19 protein-coding genes are annotated in these 21,392 nt (G+C 65.0%); 14 read left to right on the forward strand and 5 right to left on the reverse strand.

The window, feature by feature from the left end:
• Positions 1-184: 184 nt before the first annotated feature.
• Both AB5Y47_RS15510 and AB5Y47_RS15515 read right to left on the reverse strand, forming a co-directional pair.
• Positions 185-3,958, reverse strand: a complete 3,774-nt coding sequence (locus tag AB5Y47_RS15510; protein WP_043154197.1) for a translocation/assembly module TamB domain-containing protein — start codon at positions 3,956-3,958, stop codon at positions 185-187.
• Between the two features lie 76 nt (positions 3,959-4,034).
• Positions 4,035-5,810 carry an autotransporter assembly complex family protein gene (locus AB5Y47_RS15515; protein WP_042017328.1) on the reverse strand — a complete coding sequence of 592 codons (1,776 nt, stop codon included), beginning with the start codon at positions 5,808-5,810 and terminating at the stop codon, positions 4,035-4,037.
• A 536-nt stretch (positions 5,811-6,346) separates the two neighbouring features.
• Here AB5Y47_RS15515 and AB5Y47_RS15520 point away from each other — a divergent pair.
• The 10 genes from AB5Y47_RS15520 to mltB all read left to right on the forward strand — a co-directional run bounded on the left by AB5Y47_RS15520 (position 6,347) and on the right by mltB (position 15,938).
• Positions 6,347-6,742 (forward strand): hypothetical protein, encoded by a 396-nt coding sequence (locus AB5Y47_RS15520; RefSeq protein WP_048207312.1) that lies wholly within the window; start codon positions 6,347-6,349, stop codon positions 6,740-6,742.
• Positions 6,743-6,801: 59 nt separating this feature from the next.
• Positions 6,802-7,080 carry a peptidylprolyl isomerase gene (locus AB5Y47_RS15525; protein ID WP_010674120.1) on the forward strand — a complete coding sequence of 93 codons (279 nt, stop codon included), beginning with the start codon at positions 6,802-6,804 and terminating at the stop codon, positions 7,078-7,080.
• A 127-nt stretch (positions 7,081-7,207) separates the two neighbouring features.
• Complete coding sequence (locus tag AB5Y47_RS15530; protein WP_043154191.1) at positions 7,208-7,918, forward strand: DUF1499 domain-containing protein; 711 nt, start codon at positions 7,208-7,210, stop codon at positions 7,916-7,918.
• On the forward strand, positions 7,908-8,483 hold the full coding sequence (locus tag AB5Y47_RS15535; protein WP_039039829.1) for a carboxymuconolactone decarboxylase family protein: 576 nt from the start codon (positions 7,908-7,910) through the stop codon (positions 8,481-8,483). Before AB5Y47_RS15530 ends, AB5Y47_RS15535 begins: the two co-directional genes overlap by 11 nt.
• The gene (locus AB5Y47_RS15540; protein ID WP_368220371.1) at positions 8,480-10,636 is read left to right on the forward strand and encodes an FAD-dependent oxidoreductase; all 2,157 of its coding nucleotides are present in this window, start codon (positions 8,480-8,482) and stop codon (positions 10,634-10,636) included. The genes AB5Y47_RS15535 and AB5Y47_RS15540 overlap by 4 nt, the downstream gene beginning before the upstream one ends.
• 19 nt (positions 10,637-10,655) lie before the next feature.
• Complete coding sequence (locus AB5Y47_RS15545; protein ID WP_368220372.1) at positions 10,656-11,825, forward strand: ABC transporter substrate-binding protein; 1,170 nt, start codon at positions 10,656-10,658, stop codon at positions 11,823-11,825.
• Positions 11,826-11,873: 48 nt separating this feature from the next.
• Complete coding sequence (locus AB5Y47_RS15550) at positions 11,874-13,484, forward strand: ABC transporter permease (protein ID WP_368220373.1); 1,611 nt, start codon at positions 11,874-11,876, stop codon at positions 13,482-13,484.
• A gap of 4 nt (positions 13,485-13,488) precedes the next feature.
• Positions 13,489-14,151 carry an ATP-binding cassette domain-containing protein gene (locus tag AB5Y47_RS15555; protein ID WP_043154184.1) on the forward strand — a complete coding sequence of 221 codons (663 nt, stop codon included), beginning with the start codon at positions 13,489-13,491 and terminating at the stop codon, positions 14,149-14,151.
• Positions 14,144-14,746, forward strand: a complete 603-nt coding sequence (locus AB5Y47_RS15560) for a CDP-alcohol phosphatidyltransferase family protein (protein WP_043154183.1) — start codon at positions 14,144-14,146, stop codon at positions 14,744-14,746. The genes AB5Y47_RS15555 and AB5Y47_RS15560 overlap by 8 nt, the downstream gene beginning before the upstream one ends.
• A gap of 94 nt (positions 14,747-14,840) precedes the next feature.
• Positions 14,841-15,938, forward strand: a complete 1,098-nt coding sequence (gene mltB / locus AB5Y47_RS15565) for a lytic murein transglycosylase B (RefSeq protein ID WP_043154181.1) — start codon at positions 14,841-14,843, stop codon at positions 15,936-15,938.
• 45 nt (positions 15,939-15,983) lie between these two features.
• Here the strand turns inward: mltB and AB5Y47_RS15570 are convergent, their stop codons facing one another.
• Positions 15,984-16,466 carry a MarR family winged helix-turn-helix transcriptional regulator gene (locus AB5Y47_RS15570; RefSeq protein WP_042017340.1) on the reverse strand — a complete coding sequence of 161 codons (483 nt, stop codon included), beginning with the start codon at positions 16,464-16,466 and terminating at the stop codon, positions 15,984-15,986.
• Positions 16,467-16,560: 94 nt separating this feature from the next.
• On the opposite strand from AB5Y47_RS15570, the gene AB5Y47_RS15575 reads away from it, so the two are divergent.
• Positions 16,561-17,442 carry a DMT family transporter gene (locus AB5Y47_RS15575; protein ID WP_043154179.1) on the forward strand — a complete coding sequence of 294 codons (882 nt, stop codon included), beginning with the start codon at positions 16,561-16,563 and terminating at the stop codon, positions 17,440-17,442.
• Positions 17,443-17,515: 73 nt separating this feature from the next.
• Here AB5Y47_RS15575 and pgm read toward each other — a convergent pair whose 3' ends face one another.
• Together pgm and seqA are read right to left on the reverse strand one after the other, a co-directional pair.
• Positions 17,516-19,165, reverse strand: a complete 1,650-nt coding sequence (pgm, locus tag AB5Y47_RS15580; protein ID WP_010674109.1) for a phosphoglucomutase (alpha-D-glucose-1,6-bisphosphate-dependent) — start codon at positions 19,163-19,165, stop codon at positions 17,516-17,518.
• Between the two features lie 53 nt (positions 19,166-19,218).
• A complete protein-coding gene (seqA, locus tag AB5Y47_RS15585; protein ID WP_010674108.1) occupies positions 19,219-19,728 on the reverse strand; it encodes a replication initiation negative regulator SeqA in 510 nt (169 codons plus the stop codon).
• Positions 19,729-20,018: 290 nt separating this feature from the next.
• On the opposite strand from seqA, the gene AB5Y47_RS15590 reads away from it, so the two are divergent.
• Genes AB5Y47_RS15590 through ybfE form a run of 3 tightly spaced genes read left to right on the forward strand, consistent with a single transcriptional unit; the run spans position 20,019 to position 21,377 of the window.
• A complete protein-coding gene (locus AB5Y47_RS15590; RefSeq protein WP_041215535.1) occupies positions 20,019-20,783 on the forward strand; it encodes an alpha/beta fold hydrolase in 765 nt (254 codons plus the stop codon).
• Between the two features lie 55 nt (positions 20,784-20,838).
• The gene (locus AB5Y47_RS15595) at positions 20,839-21,060 is read left to right on the forward strand and encodes a DUF2788 domain-containing protein (RefSeq protein ID WP_042077338.1); all 222 of its coding nucleotides are present in this window, start codon (positions 20,839-20,841) and stop codon (positions 21,058-21,060) included.
• Between the two features lie 20 nt (positions 21,061-21,080).
• Positions 21,081-21,377, forward strand: coding sequence for a LexA regulated protein (gene ybfE / locus AB5Y47_RS15600; protein ID WP_005325670.1), 297 nt, complete (start codon positions 21,081-21,083; stop codon positions 21,375-21,377).
• Positions 21,378-21,392: the final 15 nt, after the last annotated feature.

A 21,392-nucleotide genomic window follows, 5' to 3' on the forward strand; every position in this document is an offset into this window, starting at 1 on the left:
TGTGCCGGGTTTTCGCTTTTCTGCCTTCCACAAATCCCCTTCTTCTACAAAAAAACGGGAGGCCAGGCCTCCCGTCAATATATGCACGCTCTCACCCCGAACCTGCTGGCGACAGCTGTCATCGGCAGGTCGGGCAGAGGGGGATCAGCGTCTCCCCAGGCACCTGTCTTGTCATCCGCGCCCCTTACAGGGTGAAGCGATAGAAGATATCCACCGCCTGGGCCACCCCGCTCATGGCCTGCAGATAGAGCCTTGGCATCAGCTCGTAGCGCAGCTTGAATTCGGCGATGGGGCTGAACACCCCGACCCCGTACTGGAACTGCAAGCCGGGCAGCAGGTAGGCCGACAGGGTCACCTGGGTGTCATCACCACTGCCTGCGGTATCGAGGGCCACGTCGCTCATGCCGAGGGACTCCCCGATGCTGGAGACCACGCCGCTCGCCTGGCTCACGGCCCCCGCCACCAGCAGGCCGTTGAAGCCGCCATCCTCGCCGCTGGTCTGCAATCCCTTGCCCCGCAACAGATAGGAGAGCTGTTCGGACTGCGCCATCTGCGGCTCGGAATAGACGGTGATCTTCGGCTTGGCGGCCGGCCCCGTCACCCGCACCCCGACGGTCACGTTGTCCTCGATGGTGTCCGGATCCCGATAGGTCTCGATGTTGAGATAGGGCTGATCGATGGGGCCGGAGAAGAGGATCCGCCCCTCCTTGATGATGAGGTTCTGACCATAGGCCTTGAAGCGCCCGTCCCTGAGCTCCAGTTGCCCGTTGCCCGAGAGCGGCTTGGAGGGATCCTGGCGAATGTTGAGGGCCCCTCCCACCTTGGTCTTGAGTCCCATGGCTTCAAGGCGGACGTCGTCCCCGAGCCGGATGGCGAGCCTGATCTCCATGGGCAGCGGTGCCGCCTTGGGGACCGGCGGCAGATCGTCGTAGATGACGGTGACGTCATCGGAGACCGCCACCGCGCTGTCTGGCAGGCTCTTGACCAGGATGCGCGACCAGGGGATGTCCACCTGCCCGGTCACTCTGGTCTCCTCCCCGAGAGAGATGGCGATGTCAGGTGTCACCCTGACCCGGCCCATGCCCGGGTACTGGGCCTCCAGCTCCTTGCCCTGAATGGTGAGGCTGCCGGTCACCGGCTGCTGGGCCCAGCTCAGCCAGCCCCCCAGCACTAGGGGGCCCCTGCCCACCATCATGGAGCCGTCGAGTTCGGCCCGGTTGCCTTCTATCTTGAGGCGGGTCACCAGCTTGGAGAGGGTCACCATGTCGGAGTGGGTCTGAACCTCCCCCTCCTTCAGGTTCAGCTCGCCATACAGCAGGGGGGCAGCCAGGGTACCGTCGAAGCGGGCATCCGCCGAGATGACCCCTTGCAGGGAGCGCACTTCGGGTATGAGCGGCGCAAAGGTCGCCAGCTTCAGATCGTCAAACCTGAGTTGACCGCCGAGGTTGCCGCGGCCGGCGGGATCCCGGATCAGCAGATCGGTGTCGATGTTGCCGATCTGCTCGGAGGCGAAATCGACCCGGATGGCGGCCTGCTGGCGCTCGAAGTCGATCCCGAGCTCGAGGCGCTGGTAGTCGGTCTTGAGTTCGTCGGCGACGAAGGTCCCAGGCGTGGTGCGCACGGTGGCGTGCAGGGTCGGCTGGTTGCCGCGCCAGCTGGCGCGCCCGTCGGCCGACAGCACCGCCTGCCAGCGGAAATTGTCCGGCAACCAGGGGCGCAGCCGCTTGAGATCAAATTCGTTCAGGGCAAATTCCAGATTGCCCTGGGACTGGGCTATCCGGCTCCCCTTGACGCAGAGACTGGCCTTCTGGGACGCGAGGCAGAGATCCCCCATGGTCAACTGCTGTTTCGGCAGATCCAGGTCCAGAGACCAGGGGGCGGCCAGCGCCCAGCGCTTGAGGGGGGTCTTGAGCTTCAGCTCGGCAAGGGCGCCACGCCAGTGGTCACCGCGCAGGCTGCCATTCAGGCTGAGGTCTGCCGCCAGGGGATCCCCCTTCATGGTCAAGGTGAGCCCGTGGCGCTCGAGATCGCCGCTCAGGTTCAGGGCGATTTGCGAGAGCTTGGTCTCCCCCTGCGCCAGGCTCGCCACCGTCACCGCCACCTCACCGGCGGGCTTCTCCCCGACCAGGGCGTTGGCCTTGATGACGGTCTCCTTGAGGACGGTGCCCGCGTAGGCGAGTCGGCCCGACACCAGGTCGGCATTCACGCGCGGCGCCTGCTGGTTGCCGGTGACGCGCACCTGGCCCTTGATGTCCCCTCCCAGACCCGGGTAGATGCCCCCAAGCTTGGGCGCATCCAGATCCGCATCCAGCTTCCAGGCCTGGGTCGTGAGCGAGCCTTTGGCCTGCAGCCGGTTGGGGCCGCTTTGCAGCGCCAGGGCCGGGATGGTCCACTCCATCTTGTCGTTGCCGCTGAGCCTGCCCTGCAAGGCCAGGGGATACTGGTTGAGCTTGCCATCCACCTTGAGCTCGGGCAGGGCAAGCTGCCAGTGGCCCGCCTCATCCAGATCGAAGCGGCTGGTGATCTTGCCCGCCAGTGCCCCCTTGATCTCGGGCACCAGCTCCGCCGGGTTGATCCCCTTGAATTCGGTCGTCCCCTGCCACTGGACCCCCTTGCTCCAGGCCAGCTTGCCGTCGAGCTTGAGCTCCCCCTTGAGGGCCCCCAACAGCAGCTCGATACGGCTCAGCTGGTTGAGATCCCCCTTGCCCGAGAGCGCCACCTTGAAGGGGGGCACATCGGTCCCCTTGCCGGCGGTGTTGAGCGCAAACTGGTAACCGGAGAGCTTGCCCTTGGCGCTCAGGGTGCCCTTGTCCAGCCGATAGCTGGGCTCATCCTTGGCGGGCTTGTGCAGGGGCCAGGAGAGGCTCTTCCAGTCCAGCGCCAGATCGAAGGGCAGATCCGGGTCGAGGGCCGCAAGGGATCCTTTGAGATTGGCGCCCACCGGCCCCTTGGCCTTGAGTGCCAGCCCAAGCTTGCCCACAGAACCGTCCAGGACGAGATTGACCTGCTCCCCCTTGAGCTCCCCGTCCAGCAGCCCTTGACGCGCCTTGGCATCCAGAGTCAGGGCGAGGGGGTAATCCTCGTGCAGGCGCACCTGACCACGCAGGGCCAGATCCGCCATGGCATGGCGCAAGGAGAGCTCCCGGATGTCGATGCGCTCCTCCTCGGCGGTGGCCGACAGCAACAGGTTGTCTAGCCCCTCCACCAGCTCACCTTGCTGATAACGGAACGCCGTGGCTTTCAGCCCCTCCAGCTGGATGGGGAAAGGCAGTCGCACCGCCGGCAGCACCATGGGCTCGGGCTTGCTTGCGGCCTGCGTCTTGTCACCGGGGACAGCCTTGCGCTCGCCGGCCGCCAGGGTGGCGCTTTTCTCATCCGCCGGTTTGGCGCCCTTGTCACTGGCCGCCTCCACCGGGGACGGTGCCACCACCACGTTCAGGCCATCGAGCACGGGGCCGCGCACGATGAGCCCGGCGCGATCCAGGGCGGCGCCAATGTCCAGATCCTTGAGGGTGATCGTCACGCCGGGCACCGCCACATCGAGATCGGCAACCTTGAGGCTGTCGACCTGGATTTTGAGCGGCAACGGATGCCAGACGAAGGGCTCCGACGGCTCTTCCGGCACCGGCTCGGACTCCGCCACCCGGACCACGGGGCGAGTCACCGCCAGAGTCTTGATCCAGAGCTTGCCCTGCAGGAGCTTGCCCAGATCCCAGTCCAGCACGGCCCGCTCCACGGTGACATCCACCAGCTCGTCCTGCCAGCCAACCCCTTCGAAGGTCCAGCCATAACCGAGTTGCCCCGCCACCAGCTCCCCCTTGAGGGAGGGCAGCGCGGCTCTGGCCTGTTGCCACAACCACTTGTTGCCCTGATGGGTGAAGCCCAGCAGGCTGACGCCGATGAGCAGCAGGAAGAAGAGGCCCATGAGCCACAAGAAAATGCGTTTTACCCAGATCACGATGCAGACCCCTGCAAGGAAATCAGCCGCAGCGGCCAGAAAAGAGAAAGAAGAGGATATGCGCCTGGTTGCCGGGTCATAGTTCCGGCCCCAGTGCGAAGTGCAGCCGCAGCGGCTTGTCCTCCTCGGAGATGCCCACCGCCAGATCGAGCCTGACCTGACCGATGGGGGTGACCCAGCGCACCCCGACCCCGGTGCCTATCTTCCAGGCCTCGCTGTAGTCGACGGTGGCGGTCCCGGCGTCCACGAACAGGGCGCCGAGCCACTTCTCGCTGAAGCGGTAGTTGTACTCCAGGCTGCCGACGCTGGCGTAGCGTCCGCCGGTCAGCTTGCCATCGTCCCCCCGTGGCGAAATGGTCTCGTAACCGTAGCCCCGGACCGTCTGATCGCCGCCGGTGAAGAAGCGCAGGGAGGGGGGGACCAGGGAGAAATCATCCCCGACGATGGCCCCCTGTTCGGCCCGCATCAGGAAACGGTGATCTTCGCCCAGGGTGCGCAGCCACTTGCTGCGCCCCCACACCCGCATGAAGCTGATGTCGGACCCCCAATAGGGACTCGAGAACTCCATCGTCAGTTGCTGGCGATCCCCCCAATCCGGCACCAGACCGCCGCGCACCCGCAGCCGTGACCAGGAGACACCAGGGATCAGCAGCAGGCTGTTCCCCTCGTCCTGACCCTGGACATAGCGCTCGTTCTCCAGGCGCACAAAGACGTCTCTGTCCCAGCTCTCCGGTCGGCGTGTCCAGCGGTGCACCCCGAAGGTGGCCAGATCGGAGCGGGTGTCGTTGTTGTCGGTGTATTGATAGCCCGCCTGCAGGGAGTAGTAATCCCGCAGCGGGTTGCCCACCGGGATCTGGTAGTCGAAGCTGAGCTCCGCTTCCGGCGCCGAGATCTTGGCGGTGCTGGAGAGGCGGTGACCATAGCGGTTCACCCAGGGTTTCTCCCAGGTGGCACTCAGGCGCGGCCCCACGTCCGTGGCATAACCGATACCGGTCTCAATCTCGTGATCGACCCGGTTGGAGAGGGTCACCTGCACCGGCACCCGGTTGCCCTCGGCCTGGCTGATCAGGGGTTTGATGTCCACCTGCTTGAACAGCTTGGTGGAGGAGACATCCTGGGACATCTCCGCCAGACGGATCGCCAGATAGGGGTCGCCGCTCTTGATGTTGATGAGCGGGCGGATCAGGTGCAGTGCCTCCGGCGTCGCGTCATAGCGGATCTCGCCGAAATGGTAACGCGGGCCAGAGCGAAACAGGATGTAGATCTCCGCCTTGCCCTGTTCCGGGAAAACCTTGACCTGGCTCTTGCTGATCTTGGCGTCAAAATAGCCGCGGGCCAGCCCCAGACTGCCGAGATCCGCCTTGATGGATTCATATTTGCCGTGGTTGAGGGGATCTCCCTCCTTCAGGGGTAGCTTGTCCAGCAGCTCGCTGTACACCTCGTCGCTCCCCGCATCCCCTTCCAGCAGGATGTCGAGGCGCGAGATGATCACGGGTTCCCCCCGCTCAATCTCGATCACCACCTTGGCGGGCGTCTTCTTGTCGCGGTTCAGGGTGATCTTGGGCTGGTAGTAGCCATAGACCTGCAGCGCCTTCTGTACGCTCTCGGTGATCTTGGCGCGGGCGGGGCGGTACTGGCGTTCCTGATAGACGGGCAGGGCGTTGAGGTAGGCCTCGACGTTGTCTTTCTGCTCTCCCCTGACCCCCTTGATCTGGTAGGTCAACTTGGCCGCCATGGCGGGCATCGCCATCAGCCAGAGAGCGAGGGCGAGCAGCAAGAGACCGGGCCCGGGGCGACGGGATCGCCCGGATGAAGTGCTCCCGGTGAGAAAAGTAGGATAGCATCCTGTCAAACGTCATTTTCCCCGAATAACATGATTTAAAGATTGTGTTATTTAGTACGATACCGAGACTCATCCCGGGCGAGTGCCGCTCATCCTAGCATAATCGCGACGGCGAAATCCCACGCTCGGGGCCCCTTTGCGTGCCGCTCTGCCGCCCCCGGTACGGGGATCGCTTCGGCCCAGCAAGGAGCCAGCCGGATGTGAGGAGCCAAACTGCGCACAATCCGGGCAAGGGGCGAACAAAACGCCACCACCGACCCCGCCACGCCGGATCTCCCCTGGCGGCCTTGGGCTGGCAGCAGGGTCCGGCTCGTCGCGACAACTCTTGTCGGACACCCCGCATCCGGCGGGTTTCGTCAACCCGTCCCCCTCGACTTGCTCCGTGCCCTCTTCCCCACCCTGCCTGCTATTGAACAGGAAAATAAGTTTAAATCAATCACTTGAATAGATGGCACTAAAGCTTCGTTCAATTCAATCGATTTATCCCGCTGCCCCTGCGCTCCTGCCTGTCCCACACTGATCCCAATCATCGCAGGAGAGACCCCATGCACCTACGTAGCGAACAACTGGCTGACTACATCGCCGACCGACTCGAGTTCATCACCTTCCTGGCCTGCTGCAGCGCCCTGCTGGCATTGCTGACCGGCATGAACGGCCAGCAGGCCCTCGCCTTCACCGCGCTCAATCTGCCCTTTGGCCTGGCCCTGCTGCTGGGCATGGCCCTGCTCGCCCCCCTGTCTGCCCACTGGCGCCTGCCCGGCATAGTCCTGCTGCTGGTGAGCGCAGCCCTGGCCACCCTGCAGATGGGGGGCAACTGGCTCAACCCCCTGGCCATCTGGAGCCTCTATGCCCTGCTGGGGCTGGAGATCCTCTGGCAATCCCGGGCCAGGGCCCCCCTGGCCACCGGCCCCCGGAGCCGGGTCTCGCGCCCGAGGGGCTGACGTGGAGGCGCAATTGCAGTAATCTTGCGCCCCCTTTCCCCTCGCCGAGGAGCATTCCGATGAAAAAAGCCTGTGCCCAGCACATCCTGGTCAAGACCGAGAAACAGTGTCTGGAGATCAAGGAGAAGCTCGCCAAGGGCGCCGATTTCAGCCAGATGGCCAAGCGTTTCTCCACCTGCCCTTCCGGCAAGCGTGGCGGCGATCTGGGAGAGTTCTCCAAGGGGGACATGGTCAAGTCCTTCGACGATGCCGTGTTCAAGGGGGAGTTGCTGACCGTGCTGGGGCCGGTGCGCACCAAGTTCGGCTTCCACCTCATCAAGGTGCTCTATCGCAGCTGATCCAGGGCGACGAGGCCATCGGTTCTCTGAGCCGCACGCCTGGGATTGATGATCATTTACTAACGTTATCAGGCAATTAAGTTTATCCTTCTGGGCATAGTTCCATCCTGTCCCGTGGATCCCTCATATGCACAGCTCTTTGTGGTGGCCGCTGCTGACCTGGCTATTGCCCCTTTGCGGGGCCCTTGGCAGCCGTGCCCATCTCTGGCCCTGGTGGCTCGGCTTCATCCTCTGTCTCGCCAGCGCCCTCCTCAGCCTCGTGCTGCTGCTGCGCCTGCCCTGGCGTTATCGCCGCACCACCAACCTCTGGCCGGATATCTGGGGCATAACTCCCCTGCTGTTGCCCCTGCTGTTTCTCGTCCAGGCGCTGCGCTCCCCCCTCACCAACGACGTCAGCACGGATCCCTACCATCCGCCACGGCTCCAGTGGGCCGAGCAGCTCAGAAGCCCGGAGGATCTCCCGGTCTCCCCCCCGCCCCTGCAACTATTTCCAGGCAACCCCGGTCCTCTCTATACCCGGGCATCCCCGGTCGAAGTGCTCGCGGAAGCCGAGGAACTGATGACGGAGCTCGGCTGGCAGGTTCGCCCGGGCAGCGAGGGTATCGATGCCGTCGTCACCACCGGCTGGTTCGGGTTTCAGGATGACGTGGCCCTGCGGGTCTTTGCCGGGCCCAAAGAGACCCGTATCGACATGCGCTCCGCCTCGCGCCAGGGGCGCAGCGATCTGGGGGTCAACCGGGCACGGATCATCGATTTCCTGAATCGGTTGAACGAGCGCCTGGGCGGGGCCTACAAGCCCAAGATGGAGAAGCTCAAAGAGGAACAAGATGCGCATTGAGGTCAAACCGGACCGGGCCTACGCCTGGTTCATCCGCCCCTTCTTCTGGCTGCAGAAACGCAACTACGGTCAGGTGCTGATCCCGGGCAAGTGCTGGGGGCGCTCCCCCAGGCTGTTCGCCGCGGTCGCCACCCTCTACGGCGTCATCAACCGCAAGCGCTCCCCCATCGACCCCGTGCTGCGCTCCCTGGTGACGGTGCGGGTCTCCCAGCTCAACTGGTGTCGTTTCTGTGTCGACATCAACGCCATGACCCTCGTCAAGCGGGCAGGCTCCAGCGACAAGGTGGAGGCGCTGGCCCGGTGGCGCGACAGCCCCTTGTTCGACGAGCGGGAGCGGGCCGTGCTGGACTATGCCGAGGCCATGACCGGGCTGGATGGCGTGAGCGACGAGCAGGCCGCCCGCCTCAAGCCCTGGTTCGATGACGACGCCCTGGTGGAGCTCACCGGCCTCATCGCCTTCCAGAACATGTCCGCCAAGTTCAATGCCGCTCTCGACATCGCTCCCCAGGGGTTCTGCCAGTTGCCGGTGCAACCCGAGCGCCCCCTCGACAAGGGGCAGGGATGAACCAGGCACGCCTGCTGCTGTTGCTGGCGATGGGGGCCCTGGTCGGCACCTTCTTTGCCCTCGACCTTGACCACTATCTGAGCCTCACCCAGTTGCAGGTTCATCAGGCGCGCCTGGCCCTTTGGGTCGACCGCCATGTTGTCGCAGCCAGCCTGCTGTTTCTGGTGATCTATGTGCTCACCACCGCCCTCTCCCTGCCGGGGGCGGCCCTGCTCACCCTGGCGGGCAGCGCCGTCTTCGGCATCCTGTGGGGGCTCTTGCTGGTCTCCTTTGCCAGCTCCCTCGGCGCCACCCTGGCCTTTCTCAGCGCCCGCTTCCTGCTGCGGGACTGGGTCGAGACACGCTTTGGCGACAAGCTGGCGAGCGTTCAGGCCGGCATGCAAAAGGAGGGGGCCTTCTATCTGCTGAGCCTGCGCCTCATCCCCCTCTTCCCCTTCTTTCTGGTCAACCTGGTGATGGGGCTCACCCCCATCAGAGTCAGCACCTACTACTGGGTCAGCCAGCTCGGCATGCTGCCGGGCACCCTCGTCTACGTGCTGGCGGGAAGCGAGCTGGCTACCCTCACCAGCACAGGCAACCTCTTCTCCCCCGGCCTGCTGGCCGCCCTGACCCTGCTCGGCCTGATGCCCTGGCTGATGCGTGCCTTGCAGCGCCGTCTCGCCCTCTATCGGTTGCACGCCCCCTACCGCAAGCCGGCGCGCTTTGACTACAACCTGCTGGTGATAGGCGCCGGCGCCGGAGGCCTGGTCACCAGCTACATCGCCGCCGCGGTGAAAGCCAGAGTGGCCCTCATCGAGCAGCACAGGATGGGGGGGGATTGCCTCCATACCGGCTGCGTCCCCTCCAAGGCGCTGATCCGAAGCGCCCGCTTCGCCATTGAACAGCGCAAGGCCGGGGAGCTTGGTTTTACCCCGAGCCAGAGCCGCGCCGACTTCGCCGCCGTGATGGCGCGGGTCGCCCGGGTCATCGAGGAGGTCGAACCCCACGACTCGGTGGCGCGCTATGAAGGACTTGGGGTGGAGTGCATCCAGGGGCGGGCGCGAGTCACCTCCCCCTGGGAGGTGGAGGTCAACGGCAGGCGCCTGACCAGCCGTCATATCGTGATCGCCACCGGCGCCCGCCCCCGGGTGCCCGCACTGCCGGGGCTGGACAGGGTTCCCTACCTCACCTCCGACACTATCTGGCAGCGACTGCGTGAGCCCCCCCGCCATCTGCTGGTGCTGGGAGGAGGCCCCATCGGCTGCGAGCTGGCCCAGAGCCTGGCCCTGCTCGGTATCCCCGTCACCCTGGTGGAGCAAGGCCCTCAGCTGCTGCCCCGGGAAGATAGGGACATCGCCGGGACCCTGGCCGCGCAGCTGGAGCACGACGGCGTCACCCTGCACCTCGGCTGGCAGGCTACCTCGGCCGGGTATATGGACGGTAAAGACACCAACCTGCCCATCCGGCTGTACCTGCGCCGGGGGGACGAGACGCTGGTGGTTGAGGGGGACCAGCTGCTGCTGGCCCTTGGCCGGGAGGCCAACGTGAGCGGTTTCGGGCTGGAGGCGCTGGGGGTTGAACTGGCACCCGGCGGCACCCTGGCCATCGACGGCTTCCTCGCCACCAACTACCCCAGCATCCTGGCGGTGGGGGACGTTGCCGGCCCCTACCAGTTCACCCATTTTGCCGCCCATCAGGCCTGGTATGCCGCCATCAACGCCCTCTTTGGCCAGTTCAGGCGCTTTCGGGCAGACTACAGGGTCATGCCGGCGGCCACCTATACCAGTCCGGAGATAGCCCGGGTCGGCCTCAACCAGAAAGAGGCTCTGGCCCGAGGCATCCCCTTCGAGTCGACCCGCTTCGAGATGGCCGAGCTGGACAGAGCCATCGCCGACGGCGAGTCAGGGGGCTTTGTCGAGGTGCTGACGGTGCCGGGCCGTGACAGGATACTCGGGGCCACCATAGTGGGTGCTCACGCCGGCGAGCGGATCGCCGAGTTTGCCCTCGCCATGCGCCACCGCCTGGGACTTGGCAAGATCCTCGCCACCGTTCACCCCTACCCCACCCTGATGGAGGGGAACAAGTACGTGGCTGGCGCCTGGCGCCGTGCCCGCCAGCCCGGGCGCCTGCTGGCGCTGCTGGCCCGTTATCACCGCTGGCGCCGCGGCGCCTGACTCTGACGAGGCAACCATCATGTTCAAGACCCGACTTCGCGCCCTGCTCCGTCCCCTGATGGCAGCTGTCCCCCTGCTGCTGACCTCCCCGCTCCACGCCAATGACGCATCGTGGCAGCAGACCCTGCTGGCCGCCAGGGGGCAGACAGTCTACTTCAACGCCTGGGGGGGCAGCCCCGAGATCAACGCCTACCTGGTGTGGGCCAGGCAGGAGATCGCTCGCCAGTACCAGGTCGAGCTGGTGCAGGTGAAGGTGGATGACATCGCCCAGAGCGTGAGCCAGTTGCTGGCCGGCAAGCAGGCTGGCAAGACGTCGAACGGCCCCATCGACCTGCTCTGGGTCAACGGCGAGAACTTCAAGGCGCTCAAGGAGCAGGGGCTGCTGGGGGCCCCCTTTACCGACGAGCTGCCCAACATGGCCTTGGTGGACACCGCCCTGCCGGTGAGTGAAGACTTCACCGTGCCGGTCGAGGGGCTGGAGGCCCCCTGGGGCATAGGCCAGCTCAATCTGATGGTGGATGGCGACCAGGTAGACGTTCCTCCCACCTCGGCGGCCGCCCTGCTGGCCTGGGCCAAGGCTCACCCCGGCCGCTTCACCTACCCCAAGCCTCCCCAGTTTCACGGCTCGAGCTTTCTCAAGCAGATCCTGCTGGAGCTGACACCGGATCCGGCGCCCCTCTATCAAGAGGCGACCGATGCCGACTTCCTTCGCATCACCGCCCCTCTCTGGGCCTGGCTCGACCAGCTTCACCCCACGCTCTGGCGAAAGGGCAGGCTCTTCCCCACCGGCGCCGCCGAAACCAGGCAGTTGCTCGATGACGGCGAGCTGGCCATAGCCATCAGCTTCAACCCGGGGGAAGCCCAGAGTTCGGTGCAAAACGGCACCCTGCCCCCCACCGTCCAGGCCATCGCCATGGAGAAAGGGGCGCTCACCAACAGCCATTTCCTCGCCATCCCCTTCAATGCCTCCGCCCGGGCCGGGGCCAAGGTGGTGGTCAACTTCCTGCTGAGCCCCGCCGCCCAGGCGCGCAAGAGCGACCCCGCCTTCTGGGGGGATCCCAGCGTGCTGCGCCAGGAGGCGCTGCCAGGCCAGACCCGTCCGGCATTGCGCTTCAAGGGAGTGGCAGAGCCCCACCCCAGCTGGCAGACGCGGCTGGAAGCGGCCTGGGCCGAGCGCTACGGCCACTGATCCATCATGCAGGCGCGCGCCCCTCTTCTCCTCCTGCTGCCCTTTTTGATGCTGGGAGCCCTGCTGCTGGGGATCCCGCTCGCCGGGGGCCTGCTGTTGCTGGTCATCGAGGGACTCACCCCCGCCAATCTATCCCTCTTGCTCCCCCAGCCCGGACTCTGGCACTCCGCAGGGTTGAGCCTCTGGGTGGCGGGCGCCTCCACCCTGGGGGCCCTCGGCGCCACCGCCCTGCTACTCGCCCAGGGGGACGGGCGTCCCTGGATGCGCTGGCTGCGCCGCCTGCTCTCCCCCCTGCTGGCGCTTCCCCACGTCGCCTTTGCCATCGGCATCGCCTTTCTGATCGCTCCCTCCGGCTGGCTGCTGCGCCTCGTCGCCCCCCTGCTTGACCTCACCCATCAGCCCCCGGACTGGCAAACCCTCAAGGATCCCTGGGGCCTTGGCCTCATCGTGGTGCTCATCCTCAAGGAGACCCCCTTCCTGCTGCTGATGGCGCTGGCGGCACTGGATCCCGCCAAGGTGGCGCGCCAGCAGTGGCTGGGGGCCAGCCTCGGCTTCAGTGCCCCCCGGATCTGGTGGCGCCTGCTGCTGCCCGCCCTCTGGCCCGCCCTGCGACTGCCCCTCTACGCGGTGGCCGCCTATGGTCTGGCGGTGGTGGATCTCGCCCTGCTGCTGGGGCCGGATGCCCCGCCGCCCCTGGCGGTGCGACTCTGGCTCTGGTATCAGGATGCCGACCCCGCCTGGCGCGGCGCCAGTGCCAGCGGCGCCCTCTTGCTGCTCGCCCTCAACCTGCTGCTGCTTGGCGCCCTCAGGCTGCTGGAGCGGACCCACCTCACCCTCGGCAAGGCACGCTGGCTGGATGGGCGACGCGCCCCCGCCTCGCCCTGGCCCGCACTCATTGCCCGCATCGGCGTGTGGGGGCTGCTCCTGACCAATCTGCTGGTGCTCGCCGCCCTGCTGCTCTGGTCCCTGACCCGGCGCTGGTCCTTTCCCGCCCTCTGGCCGAGTGAATGGAGCAGCCACCACTGGCTGGCTCTGCTGCCGAGCCTGGGCCCGCTGCTGTGGCAGAGTCTGTGGCTGGCCCTGCTCTGCGCCGCGCTCTCCCTGCTGCTGGCGGTGCTCTGTCTCGAGGCGTTGCCTGCGCGCCGCGCCGCACGCACCCTCTGGCTTGTCTGCCTCCCTCTGCTGCTGCCCCAGGCCAGCCTGCTGTTTGGATTGCGCCTTCAGACCGACGGGCTGGGATTCACTGGCATAGGCCCTGGCTGGGTACTCTGGAGCCAGTTGATCTTCGTCTTTCCATACGTCTATCTCTGCCTGCACGGCCCCTATCGCCAGTTCGACGAGCGCCTCACCCGGGTGGCCCTCACGCTCGGGGCCAGCCCCTGGGGGGCCTGGTGGCGAGTCAAGGGTCCCCTGCTCGCCCGTCCCCTGTTGTTCGCCTTCGGTGTCGGAGCGGCGGTGAGCCTGGCCCAATACCTGCCGACCCTGCTGTTCGGGGGCGGGCGGGTCGTCACCATCACCACGGAGGCGGTGGCCATCGGCAGCGGCCTCAACCGGCGGCTGGCGGGGCTCTACGGCCTGCTGCAACTGCTGCTGCCCCTTTTCATCTATGCCCTGGCGCTCTGGCTGCCGCGGCGCATCAACCCCGCCCTGAGGCCCTGACCCGATGCTGCATACCTCCGCACTCACCCTCTTCCTCGACGGCGCCCCCCTGCTGACGCTCCCTCCCCTCAGGGTGGCCCCGGGCGAGGTGCTCACCCTGATGGGACCGAGCGGCTGTGGCAAGAGCTCCCTGCTGGCGGCCCTGGCGGGAGTGCTGCCACCCGGGGGGCCCATCCGGCTGACCGGGGACATCCTGCTCGGCGCACATCGCCTCACCCTGCTCCCCCCCCAGGAGAGGGGCATCGGCATCCTGTTTCAGGATGACCTGCTGTTTGCCCACCTGACGGTGGCCGAAAATCTGATGTTCGGCATGCCGGCGCATCTCAAGGGGATGGCGGCAAGGCAGACCCGGGCCCGCGAGGCGCTGACCGAGGTCGGGCTGGAGGCTCAGGCGGACAAGCTGCCCAGGGCGCTCTCAGGCGGCCAGAAAGCCCGCGTCAGCCTGCTGCGTGCCCTGCTGGCCGAGCCCAGGGCATTGCTGCTGGACGAGCCCTTCTCCCGCCTCGACAAGCCGCTGCGGGCGGCATTCAGAACCCTGGTGTTCGAGCGCCTGCGCACGCAGGCCATCCCCGCGCTGCTGGTGACCCACGACGAAGAGGATGCGCCGGGCACCATCTTGCAGTTGATCCCCCCAGTCATCCCAGAAGAGGAGCACCACCTTGTTTGATCGCCACCTGATTCCGGTTATCCGCCGCCCCCTCGCCGCGCTCGCCCGCCCCCTGTGCCGGGCCGGGGTGAGTGCCAACCAGGTGAGCCTCGCCGGCTTTCTCATCGGGATGCTGGCGCTGCCGCTGCTGGCCTTTGGCTGCTATCAGTGGGCGTTGGCGGCGATTCTGCTCAACCGGCTGCTGGACGGGCTGGATGGCGCCGTGGCGCGGGAAACGGGCATCACCGACTGCGGCGGGTTTCTCGACATCACGCTGGATTTCATCTTCTACGCCGCCGTGGTACTGGGCTTTGCCCTCGCCGACCCGGCCAACGCCCTGGCCGCCGCCACCCTGCTGTTCGCCTTCATGGGCACGGGATCGAGCTTTCTGGCCTTTGCCATCATGGCGGGCAAGCGGGGCATCGAGAGCCCCGTCTACCACCACAAATCCCTCTACTATCTGGGCGGGCTTACCGAGGGGAGCGAAACCATCGCCCTCTTCGTGCTCATGTGCCTCTGGCCTGCCGCCTTCGTGCCACTGGCCTACGGTTTCGCCCTGCTCTGTGCCATCACGACCCTGACCCGGATCTGGAGCGGCTACCACACCCTGCGCTGACGGGATCCCGGGGGGCGCGCCGGCACGGAGCACTTGCGCCTGCACGCCAATGTTTTACCATGACGGCACTCTTTTTCAGGCTCACGAGAACCCTATGCGTCGCCTTGTCTGTGTCCTCTCCCTGTTTCCCCTGATCTACGGCTGCAGCAGCACGCCGGCGCCCAAGCCCGTGGTCAAACCCCAACCCAACAGCGCCTTCATCAACCAGACGCCGCCGAGCAAACCCTTCTACGGACAGGTGAGCCAGCCCGGGGTCAGCAAGGGGGACTTCGCCAATCGTTCCAACGTGGACAACTTCGTGCAGCGGATGGTGCAAAAGCACGGTTTCGACAGCGCCGAGCTGCACCGGGTACTGGCCCAGGCCGAGCGTTATGACTGGATCATCAAGCTGATGGACGCCCAGGCCCCCACCACCAGACCGCCCACCGGCCCGACCGGCGCCTGGAACCGCTACCGCGCCAAGTTCATCACCCCGGACAACGTGCAGAACGGCGTCAACTTCTGGCGTGAATACGAGAGTGAACTCAACCGGGCGCAGCAGATCTACGGGGTGCCACCCGAGATCATCGTCGGCATCATCGGGGTGGAAACCCGCTGGGGTCGGGTGATGGGCAAGACCCGCATTCTCGACGCCCTGGCGACCCTGGCATTTGACTACCCGCGCCGCGCCGACTTCTTCACCGGCGAGCTGGAAGCCTTCCTGGTGATGACCCGGGATGAGGGGATGGATCCCACCGAACCCAAGGGCTCCTATGCCGGGGCCATGGGCTACGGCCAGTTCATGCCGTCGAGTTTTCGCAACTACGCGGTGGACTTCAACGGCAACGGCCACACCAACCTGTGGGATCCGGTGGATGCCATCGGCAGCGTGGCCAACTACTTCAAGGCCCACGGCTGGGAGAAAGGGCAGCCGGTGGCAGTACGCGGCCAGGGACAGCTGCCGGGCTATGAGCACGGCTTCCAGACCCGCTACCCGGTGGCCACCCTGCGCGGAGCCGGGCTGGCTCCCACCGGCAATCTGGGCAATCACAAGGAGGCGAGCCTGCTGCGTCTGGATGTCGGCACCGGTTACCAGTACTGGTACGGCTTGCCGAACTTCTACGCCATCACCCGCTACAACCACAGCACCCACTACGCCATGGCGGTATGGCAGCTTGGCCTTGCCGTCAGGGATGCCAGAGGCAGCTACTGAGTCAGCCTCAATACCAACGAAAACGGGCCCGCAGGCCCGTTTTTTTTATTCGTTTTCCAGCAGCCAGCGTTTGAGCAGGGCGGCCAGCTGCTCCTGTTCGGCCAGGCTCAATGGGGCCAGCAGGCGGCGCTCGTTCGCCACGTGCTGTTCCACCGCATGGTCAACCAGCTCCCGCCCCGGCTCCGTCAGGCAGACCAGCAGGCTGCGTCTGTCATCGGGGGAGGCTTCACGTCTTATCAGGCCACGCTGCTCCAGCTTGTCGAGCCGGGCCGTCATGGCCCCTGAACTCAGCATGGCGGACTGGTAGAGCGCGGTCGGGGTCAGCGGCTCACCGGCCCGACGCAGGGTCGCCAGGATATCGAAGTCAGACCCCAGCAGACCGCACTCCTTGAGGGTCTCGCTCACTTCGCGCCCGGCGATCGCCGCCATGCGCGCCACCCTCCCCAGCACCCCCATGGGGGTGCAGTCGAGGTCCGGGCGCTGCCGGGCCCACTGGGCCAGCAGCTGATCTACATGATCACTCTCCATTCGGGCTCCATTATCTTTACATGAAGATACTTGATAATAAACCAACTCGCGGCTAATGTATCTTTACTTAAAGATACTTTGTTACGAGATAACCATGCCGCTGCTGATCGCCCTGCTCGCCCCCCTGCTCTGGGGCAGCACCTATGCCGTCGTCAGTCTCTACCTGACCGACTACTCCCCCTACTGGGTGGCCGTGTGGCGCGCCCTCCCCGCCGGGGTGCTGCTGCTGTTGCTCCATCCCCGCAGACCGCCTCTCGTCTGGAGCAGGCAGTTCCTGCTGGCGTTTTGCAACATCACCGCCTTCTTCGCCCTGCTGTTCGTGGCGGCGTTTCGCCTGCCCGGCGCCGTGGCGGGTACGTTGGGAGCGACGCTGCCCCTCATCCTGATGGGGCTGGCCTGGCTGCAAGACGGTGTCAGACCGACGCTCAAGTGGCTGTTGCTGGGGGTGATGGGGCTCGTCGGGGTGCTCTTGTTGCTCAATCCCTCTGCCAATCTGGATCCCGTCGGCGTGGCGTGCGCCCTGCTCGCCACCCTGCTCATCGGCCAGTCGAGCCGCTGGATGCAACGCTGGCCGGTGGACGATCTGCTGGCTCTGACCGCCTGGCAGCTGCTGCTGGGCGGCCTGATGCTGATCCCGCTGGCCTGGTGGCTGGCCGGCCCCATGCCCCTGCCCAAGGCTGACGCCACTCCCGGGCTTATCTGGCTGGTGATCCTCAACACGGCCCTGGCCTACTGGGCCTGGCTCTGGGGACTCAAACGCCATGGCCCGGAGGTGATGGGGATGCTGGCCCTCACCAATCCCATGGTGGCGGTCTCCTGCGGTGTGCTGATGGTGGGAGAAACCCTGGATGGCCGTCAGTGGCTCGGCATCGGCATCATCCTGCTCTCTCTCTTCCTGATGAAGCTGCCGGCCCGCTCCTTCCTCAAGCGCTGGCAGAACCGCAAGGCCGCCATCGGCAGCGTCGACAACGGCTGATCCGCAGTCAACCCGACACAAAAAAAGAGGAGCCACCAGGGCTCCTCTTTCACATGGGTTGTTGCCGTTAGGGTCAAACGCCTGCCTTGGCCAGGGCGGCGGAGACGATCTGCTGGGCTTCCTGCTGGATGAGGTCCAGGTGCGCCTCCCCCTTGAAGCTCTCCATGTAGATCTTGTAGATGGACTCGGTGCCGGAGGGGCGCGCCGCGAACCAGCCGTTCTCGGTCACCACTTTCAGGCCGCCGATGGCGGCATCGTTGCCAGGCGCCTTGGTCAGCTTGGCGAGGATGGGCTCGCCAGCCAGGGTGGAGGCTTCCACCAGGGCCGGATCCAGCTTGGAGAGCACCGCCTTCTGGGCGCTGTTGGCCGGGGCATCAATGCGGCGGTAGCTGGAGCGGCCGAATCTGGCTTCGAGCGCATCGTAGTGGGCCTGGGGATCCTTGCCGGTCACCGCCAGGATCTCGGCCGCCAGCAGCGCCAGAATGAAGCCATCCTTGTCGGTGGTCCAGACGGTACCGTCCTTGCGCAGGAAGGAGGCACCCGCGCTCTCCTCGCCGCCAAAGCCGAACTCGCCGCTGTAGAGACCGTCCACGAACCACTTGAAGCCGACCGGCACCTCTTTGAGGGTGCGACCGATCTCGCCGGCCACCCGGTCGATCATGGAAGAGGAGACCAGCGTCTTGCCGACGGCCGCCCCCTTGGGCCAGCCGGTTCTGTGGGTGAACAGATACTGGATGGCCACCGCCAGATAGTGGTTCGGATTCATCAGGCCCGCCTTGGTGACGATGCCGTGACGGTCGTAGTCAGGGTCATTGCCAAGGGCGATGTCGAACTTGTCTTTCAGGGCAATCAGGCTCGCCATGGCGAACGGGCTGGAACAGTCCATCCGGATCTTGCCGTCTTTGTCCAGGGTCATGAAGGAGAAGGTCGGGTCGACCTTGTAGTTCACCACCTCGATGTCCAGACCGTAGCGCCTGGCGATGACGTCCCAGTAGGCGACGCCGGAGCCACCCAGCGGATCCACGCCTATCTTGATGCCAGCCTGCTTGATGGCGGCCAGATCCAGCACGTTCTCGAGATCATCCACATAAGGGGTGACATAGTCGTGTTCCACCACGAACGGGCTCTTGAGAGCCTCGGCAAACGGCATCCGCTTCACACCGGCCAGGCCCGCTTCCAGGATCGCGTTGGCGCGGTCTTCCACCCACTTGGTGATCTCGCCTTCGGCAGGACCGCCGTGGGGCGGGTTGTATTTGAAGCCACCATCTTCCGGCGGGTTGTGGGACGGGGTGATCACCACGCCGTCCGCCTGGGCCACGGGTTTGCCTGCGTTGTGGCGCAGGATGGCATGGGAGATGACCGGGGTCGGCGTGAAGCCGAGGCCGGCCTGAATGCGGGTCTCGACACCGTTGGCCGCCAGCACTTCCACCGCGCTGGCAAAGGCGGATTCAGACAGGGCATGGGTATCCATGCCAACGAACAGCGGCCCCGTGATACCGGCCTGCTGGCGGTACTCCACCAGCGCCTGGGTCACCGCCAGAATGTGGGATTCGGTGAAGGCGCTGTGCAGGGCGCTGCCGCGGTGACCGGAGGTGCCGAAGGCGACCCGCTGCTCAGGGCGGCTCATGTCCGGCTTGTTGAGGTAGTAGGCGCTGACCAGACGGGGAATGTTGGTCAGATCGCAAAGACGAGCCGGCTGACCGGCGTGGGAATGCTGTGCCATGGCGTTTTCCTTGAGCTGAGCCTTGCCCGGCAAGGCCTGAAGTCATTGATGGGTTAAACGGCGCCGCACACCCGAGCCGTCAGATCCTCGTCATAACCCATGCTGTTCATGAGCTGGGCCACCATGTTCTGCTTGCGGCTGGTATTGGTATTGGTGATCACCCAGAACGGGGTCTCCGGTACCGGCTTGGGCTTGGTGGTGCTGCCACTGGCACGCAGCGCTTCCGGGTCACGGGAGAAATAGACGCGCTTGCGCCCTTTTATCTCGGTCGCCTGGGTGAAACCTTCCGGGTTGTCCCGATAGAGGGTGCTCAATACCAGCATGAAGCGGTTGATGGACTTCTCTTCTTTCTGAAGCTCGCCGGAATCCAGCAGTGCCTCCAGCCCCATGGCATCGGCCACGGGTTGCGGTTGCATCGCAGGCGCGGCCGCCACGGTTGCCGTGCCAGCCTGGGCGGGTTGCTCCAGCAGGCGACGCAGGATATCGGACGCACTCTCGCCGATGTGCCGGGTCTGGCTCGCGATAAAGAAGTAGAGATCGTCATCAAGCTCGATGGTTTTCATAGGGATGCGCTGGACTCGTCGAAATTCGGATGCGGCGATTATACATAGGCAGACCCGGCAGCCCAAGCAAGGGGCGGACAGATGTGCATGAATCTCCTTGAGAATACGGCATAATGACGGGCCAAGTGTGTGATCCCCCGCACTGATAGCCGATCCCGGGGAGATATTTTTGAAAAAAAACCACAAAAAAATCCCCCGCCAGGAATGAAATCCTTTTCTTTCAGTGTGTTAAAAAGTATGGCGATAGAGCCCACGACCGATAAGGTGTCATTTTGCAACAATATCCACGATTGAACTTCAAGGATCAGGGCGAAGGCCCGACTGTCGTGCTGATCCATGGCCTCTTTGGCAGCCTGGACAACCTCGGCCTGCTGGCGCGCCCCCTCAGCGAACAATACCGGGTCATCAGCGTCGATCTGCGCAATCACGGCGCCTCCTTTCACTCGGACGAGATGAGCTACCCGGCCCAGGCGGCGGACATCCTGGCCCTGCTGGACCATCTTGGACTTGAGCAGGTGGCCCTGGTGGGCCACTCCATGGGGGGCAAGGTCGCCATGCAGGTCGCCAAGCAGGCCCCTCACAGGGTCAGCAAGCTGGTAGTGGCGGACATCGCCCCGGTGGCCTATCCCCACGCCCGCCACAAGAACGTGTTTGCCGGGCTCAATGCCACGCTGGCCACGCCCCCCCAGAGCCGCAGCGAGGCGGAAGCCATGCTGGCCGAGCACATCGAGATCGCCGGGGTGCGCCAGTTCCTGCTCAAATCCTTCGCCAAAGGGGAGTCTGGATGGGGGTGGCGTTTCAACGTGCCGGCCCTTGAGCGCAACTACGCCAACATCATGGGCTGGCCTGACGATGAACGCCGCTTCGAAGGCGCGACACTCTTCATCAAGGGGGGCGACTCCGACTATATGTTGCCCGAATACACCGGGGCCGCGATGGCCCAGTTCCCGGCCGCCAAGGCCCGCGTCATCGCCGGCACGGGTCACTGGCTGCACGCGGAAAAGCCGGTTTTGTTCAACAAACTGGTTGTGGATTTCCTGTCGACAGGCGGTTAACAGTTTCAAATCCTTTGTGATATAGTGCGCCCGTCTTAAGGAGTGCGCGCAATCCATGCTGAGTGAACACATCGATCTCATCGAGAGTCTGGGCCTGAAACTGTTCTTCGTGGCCATCTTCCTGCTGATTGGTCTGGCCATTCAGGACGTGCTCAAACGGGGCAATGTGCCCCGCTTCGGCCGCTTCGTCGTCTGGCTGGTGCTGTTTCTGGGTTGCGCGGGTTTTGTCGCCAAGGGGCTGATCGAAATGGGCTGGGAAGGCTCAGGGATCGGCTAACTACTTTTCATCTGTGATGTATGGCCAAACAGCAAACTGATCGAACAACACTGGATCTGTTCGCAACTGAGAAGCGCCCCGGCAGGCCAAAGACCAATCCACTCCCCCGCGAGACCCAGCTCAAGATCAACAAGCGCAACCAGCTCAAGCGCGATCGTGAGAACGGGCTGAAACGGGTCGAGTTAAAGGTGGAAGCCGAGTTGCTGGAGCGCCTGAACCAACTTGCGCTGCAACAGAACGTCAGCCGAGCCGAGCTGATCCAATCTATCCTGAAGCAACAGATCGAGTCTGCTCATGCAGCAGGCATCGCAATCTGAACCGTCAAGCATCAA

The organism is Aeromonas sp. R7-2 (assembly GCF_040908105.1).
GTDB classification, from domain to species: Bacteria; Pseudomonadota; Gammaproteobacteria; order Enterobacterales; family Aeromonadaceae; genus Aeromonas; species Aeromonas caviae.

Bases quoted from the DNA above. Each gene is read 5' to 3' on its own strand.
- AB5Y47_RS15520 (WP_048207312.1), top strand. From the start codon at position 6,347: ATGCACCTACGTAGCGAACAACTGGCTGACTACATCGCCGACCGACTC.
- AB5Y47_RS15525 (WP_010674120.1), top strand. From the start codon at position 6,802: ATGAAAAAAGCCTGTGCCCAGCACATCCTGGTCAAGACCGAGAAACAG.
- AB5Y47_RS15530 (WP_043154191.1), top strand. From the start codon at position 7,208: ATGCACAGCTCTTTGTGGTGGCCGCTGCTGACCTGGCTATTGCCCCTT.
- AB5Y47_RS15535 (WP_039039829.1), top strand. From the start codon at position 7,908: ATGCGCATTGAGGTCAAACCGGACCGGGCCTACGCCTGGTTCATCCGC.
- AB5Y47_RS15540 (WP_368220371.1), top strand. From the start codon at position 8,480: ATGAACCAGGCACGCCTGCTGCTGTTGCTGGCGATGGGGGCCCTGGTC.
- AB5Y47_RS15545 (WP_368220372.1), top strand. From the start codon at position 10,656: ATGTTCAAGACCCGACTTCGCGCCCTGCTCCGTCCCCTGATGGCAGCT.
- AB5Y47_RS15550 (WP_368220373.1), top strand. From the start codon at position 11,874: ATGCTGGGAGCCCTGCTGCTGGGGATCCCGCTCGCCGGGGGCCTGCTG.
- AB5Y47_RS15555 (WP_043154184.1), top strand. From the start codon at position 13,489: ATGCTGCATACCTCCGCACTCACCCTCTTCCTCGACGGCGCCCCCCTG.
- mltB (WP_043154181.1), top strand. From the start codon at position 14,841: ATGCGTCGCCTTGTCTGTGTCCTCTCCCTGTTTCCCCTGATCTACGGC.
- AB5Y47_RS15570 (WP_042017340.1), bottom strand. From the start codon at position 16,466: ATGGAGAGTGATCATGTAGATCAGCTGCTGGCCCAGTGGGCCCGGCAG.
- AB5Y47_RS15575 (WP_043154179.1), top strand. From the start codon at position 16,561: ATGCCGCTGCTGATCGCCCTGCTCGCCCCCCTGCTCTGGGGCAGCACC.
- pgm (WP_010674109.1), bottom strand. From the start codon at position 19,165: ATGGCACAGCATTCCCACGCCGGTCAGCCGGCTCGTCTTTGCGATCTG.
- seqA (WP_010674108.1), bottom strand. From the start codon at position 19,728: ATGAAAACCATCGAGCTTGATGACGATCTCTACTTCTTTATCGCGAGC.
- AB5Y47_RS15595 (WP_042077338.1), top strand. From the start codon at position 20,839: ATGCTGAGTGAACACATCGATCTCATCGAGAGTCTGGGCCTGAAACTG.
- ybfE (WP_005325670.1), top strand. From the start codon at position 21,081: ATGGCCAAACAGCAAACTGATCGAACAACACTGGATCTGTTCGCAACT.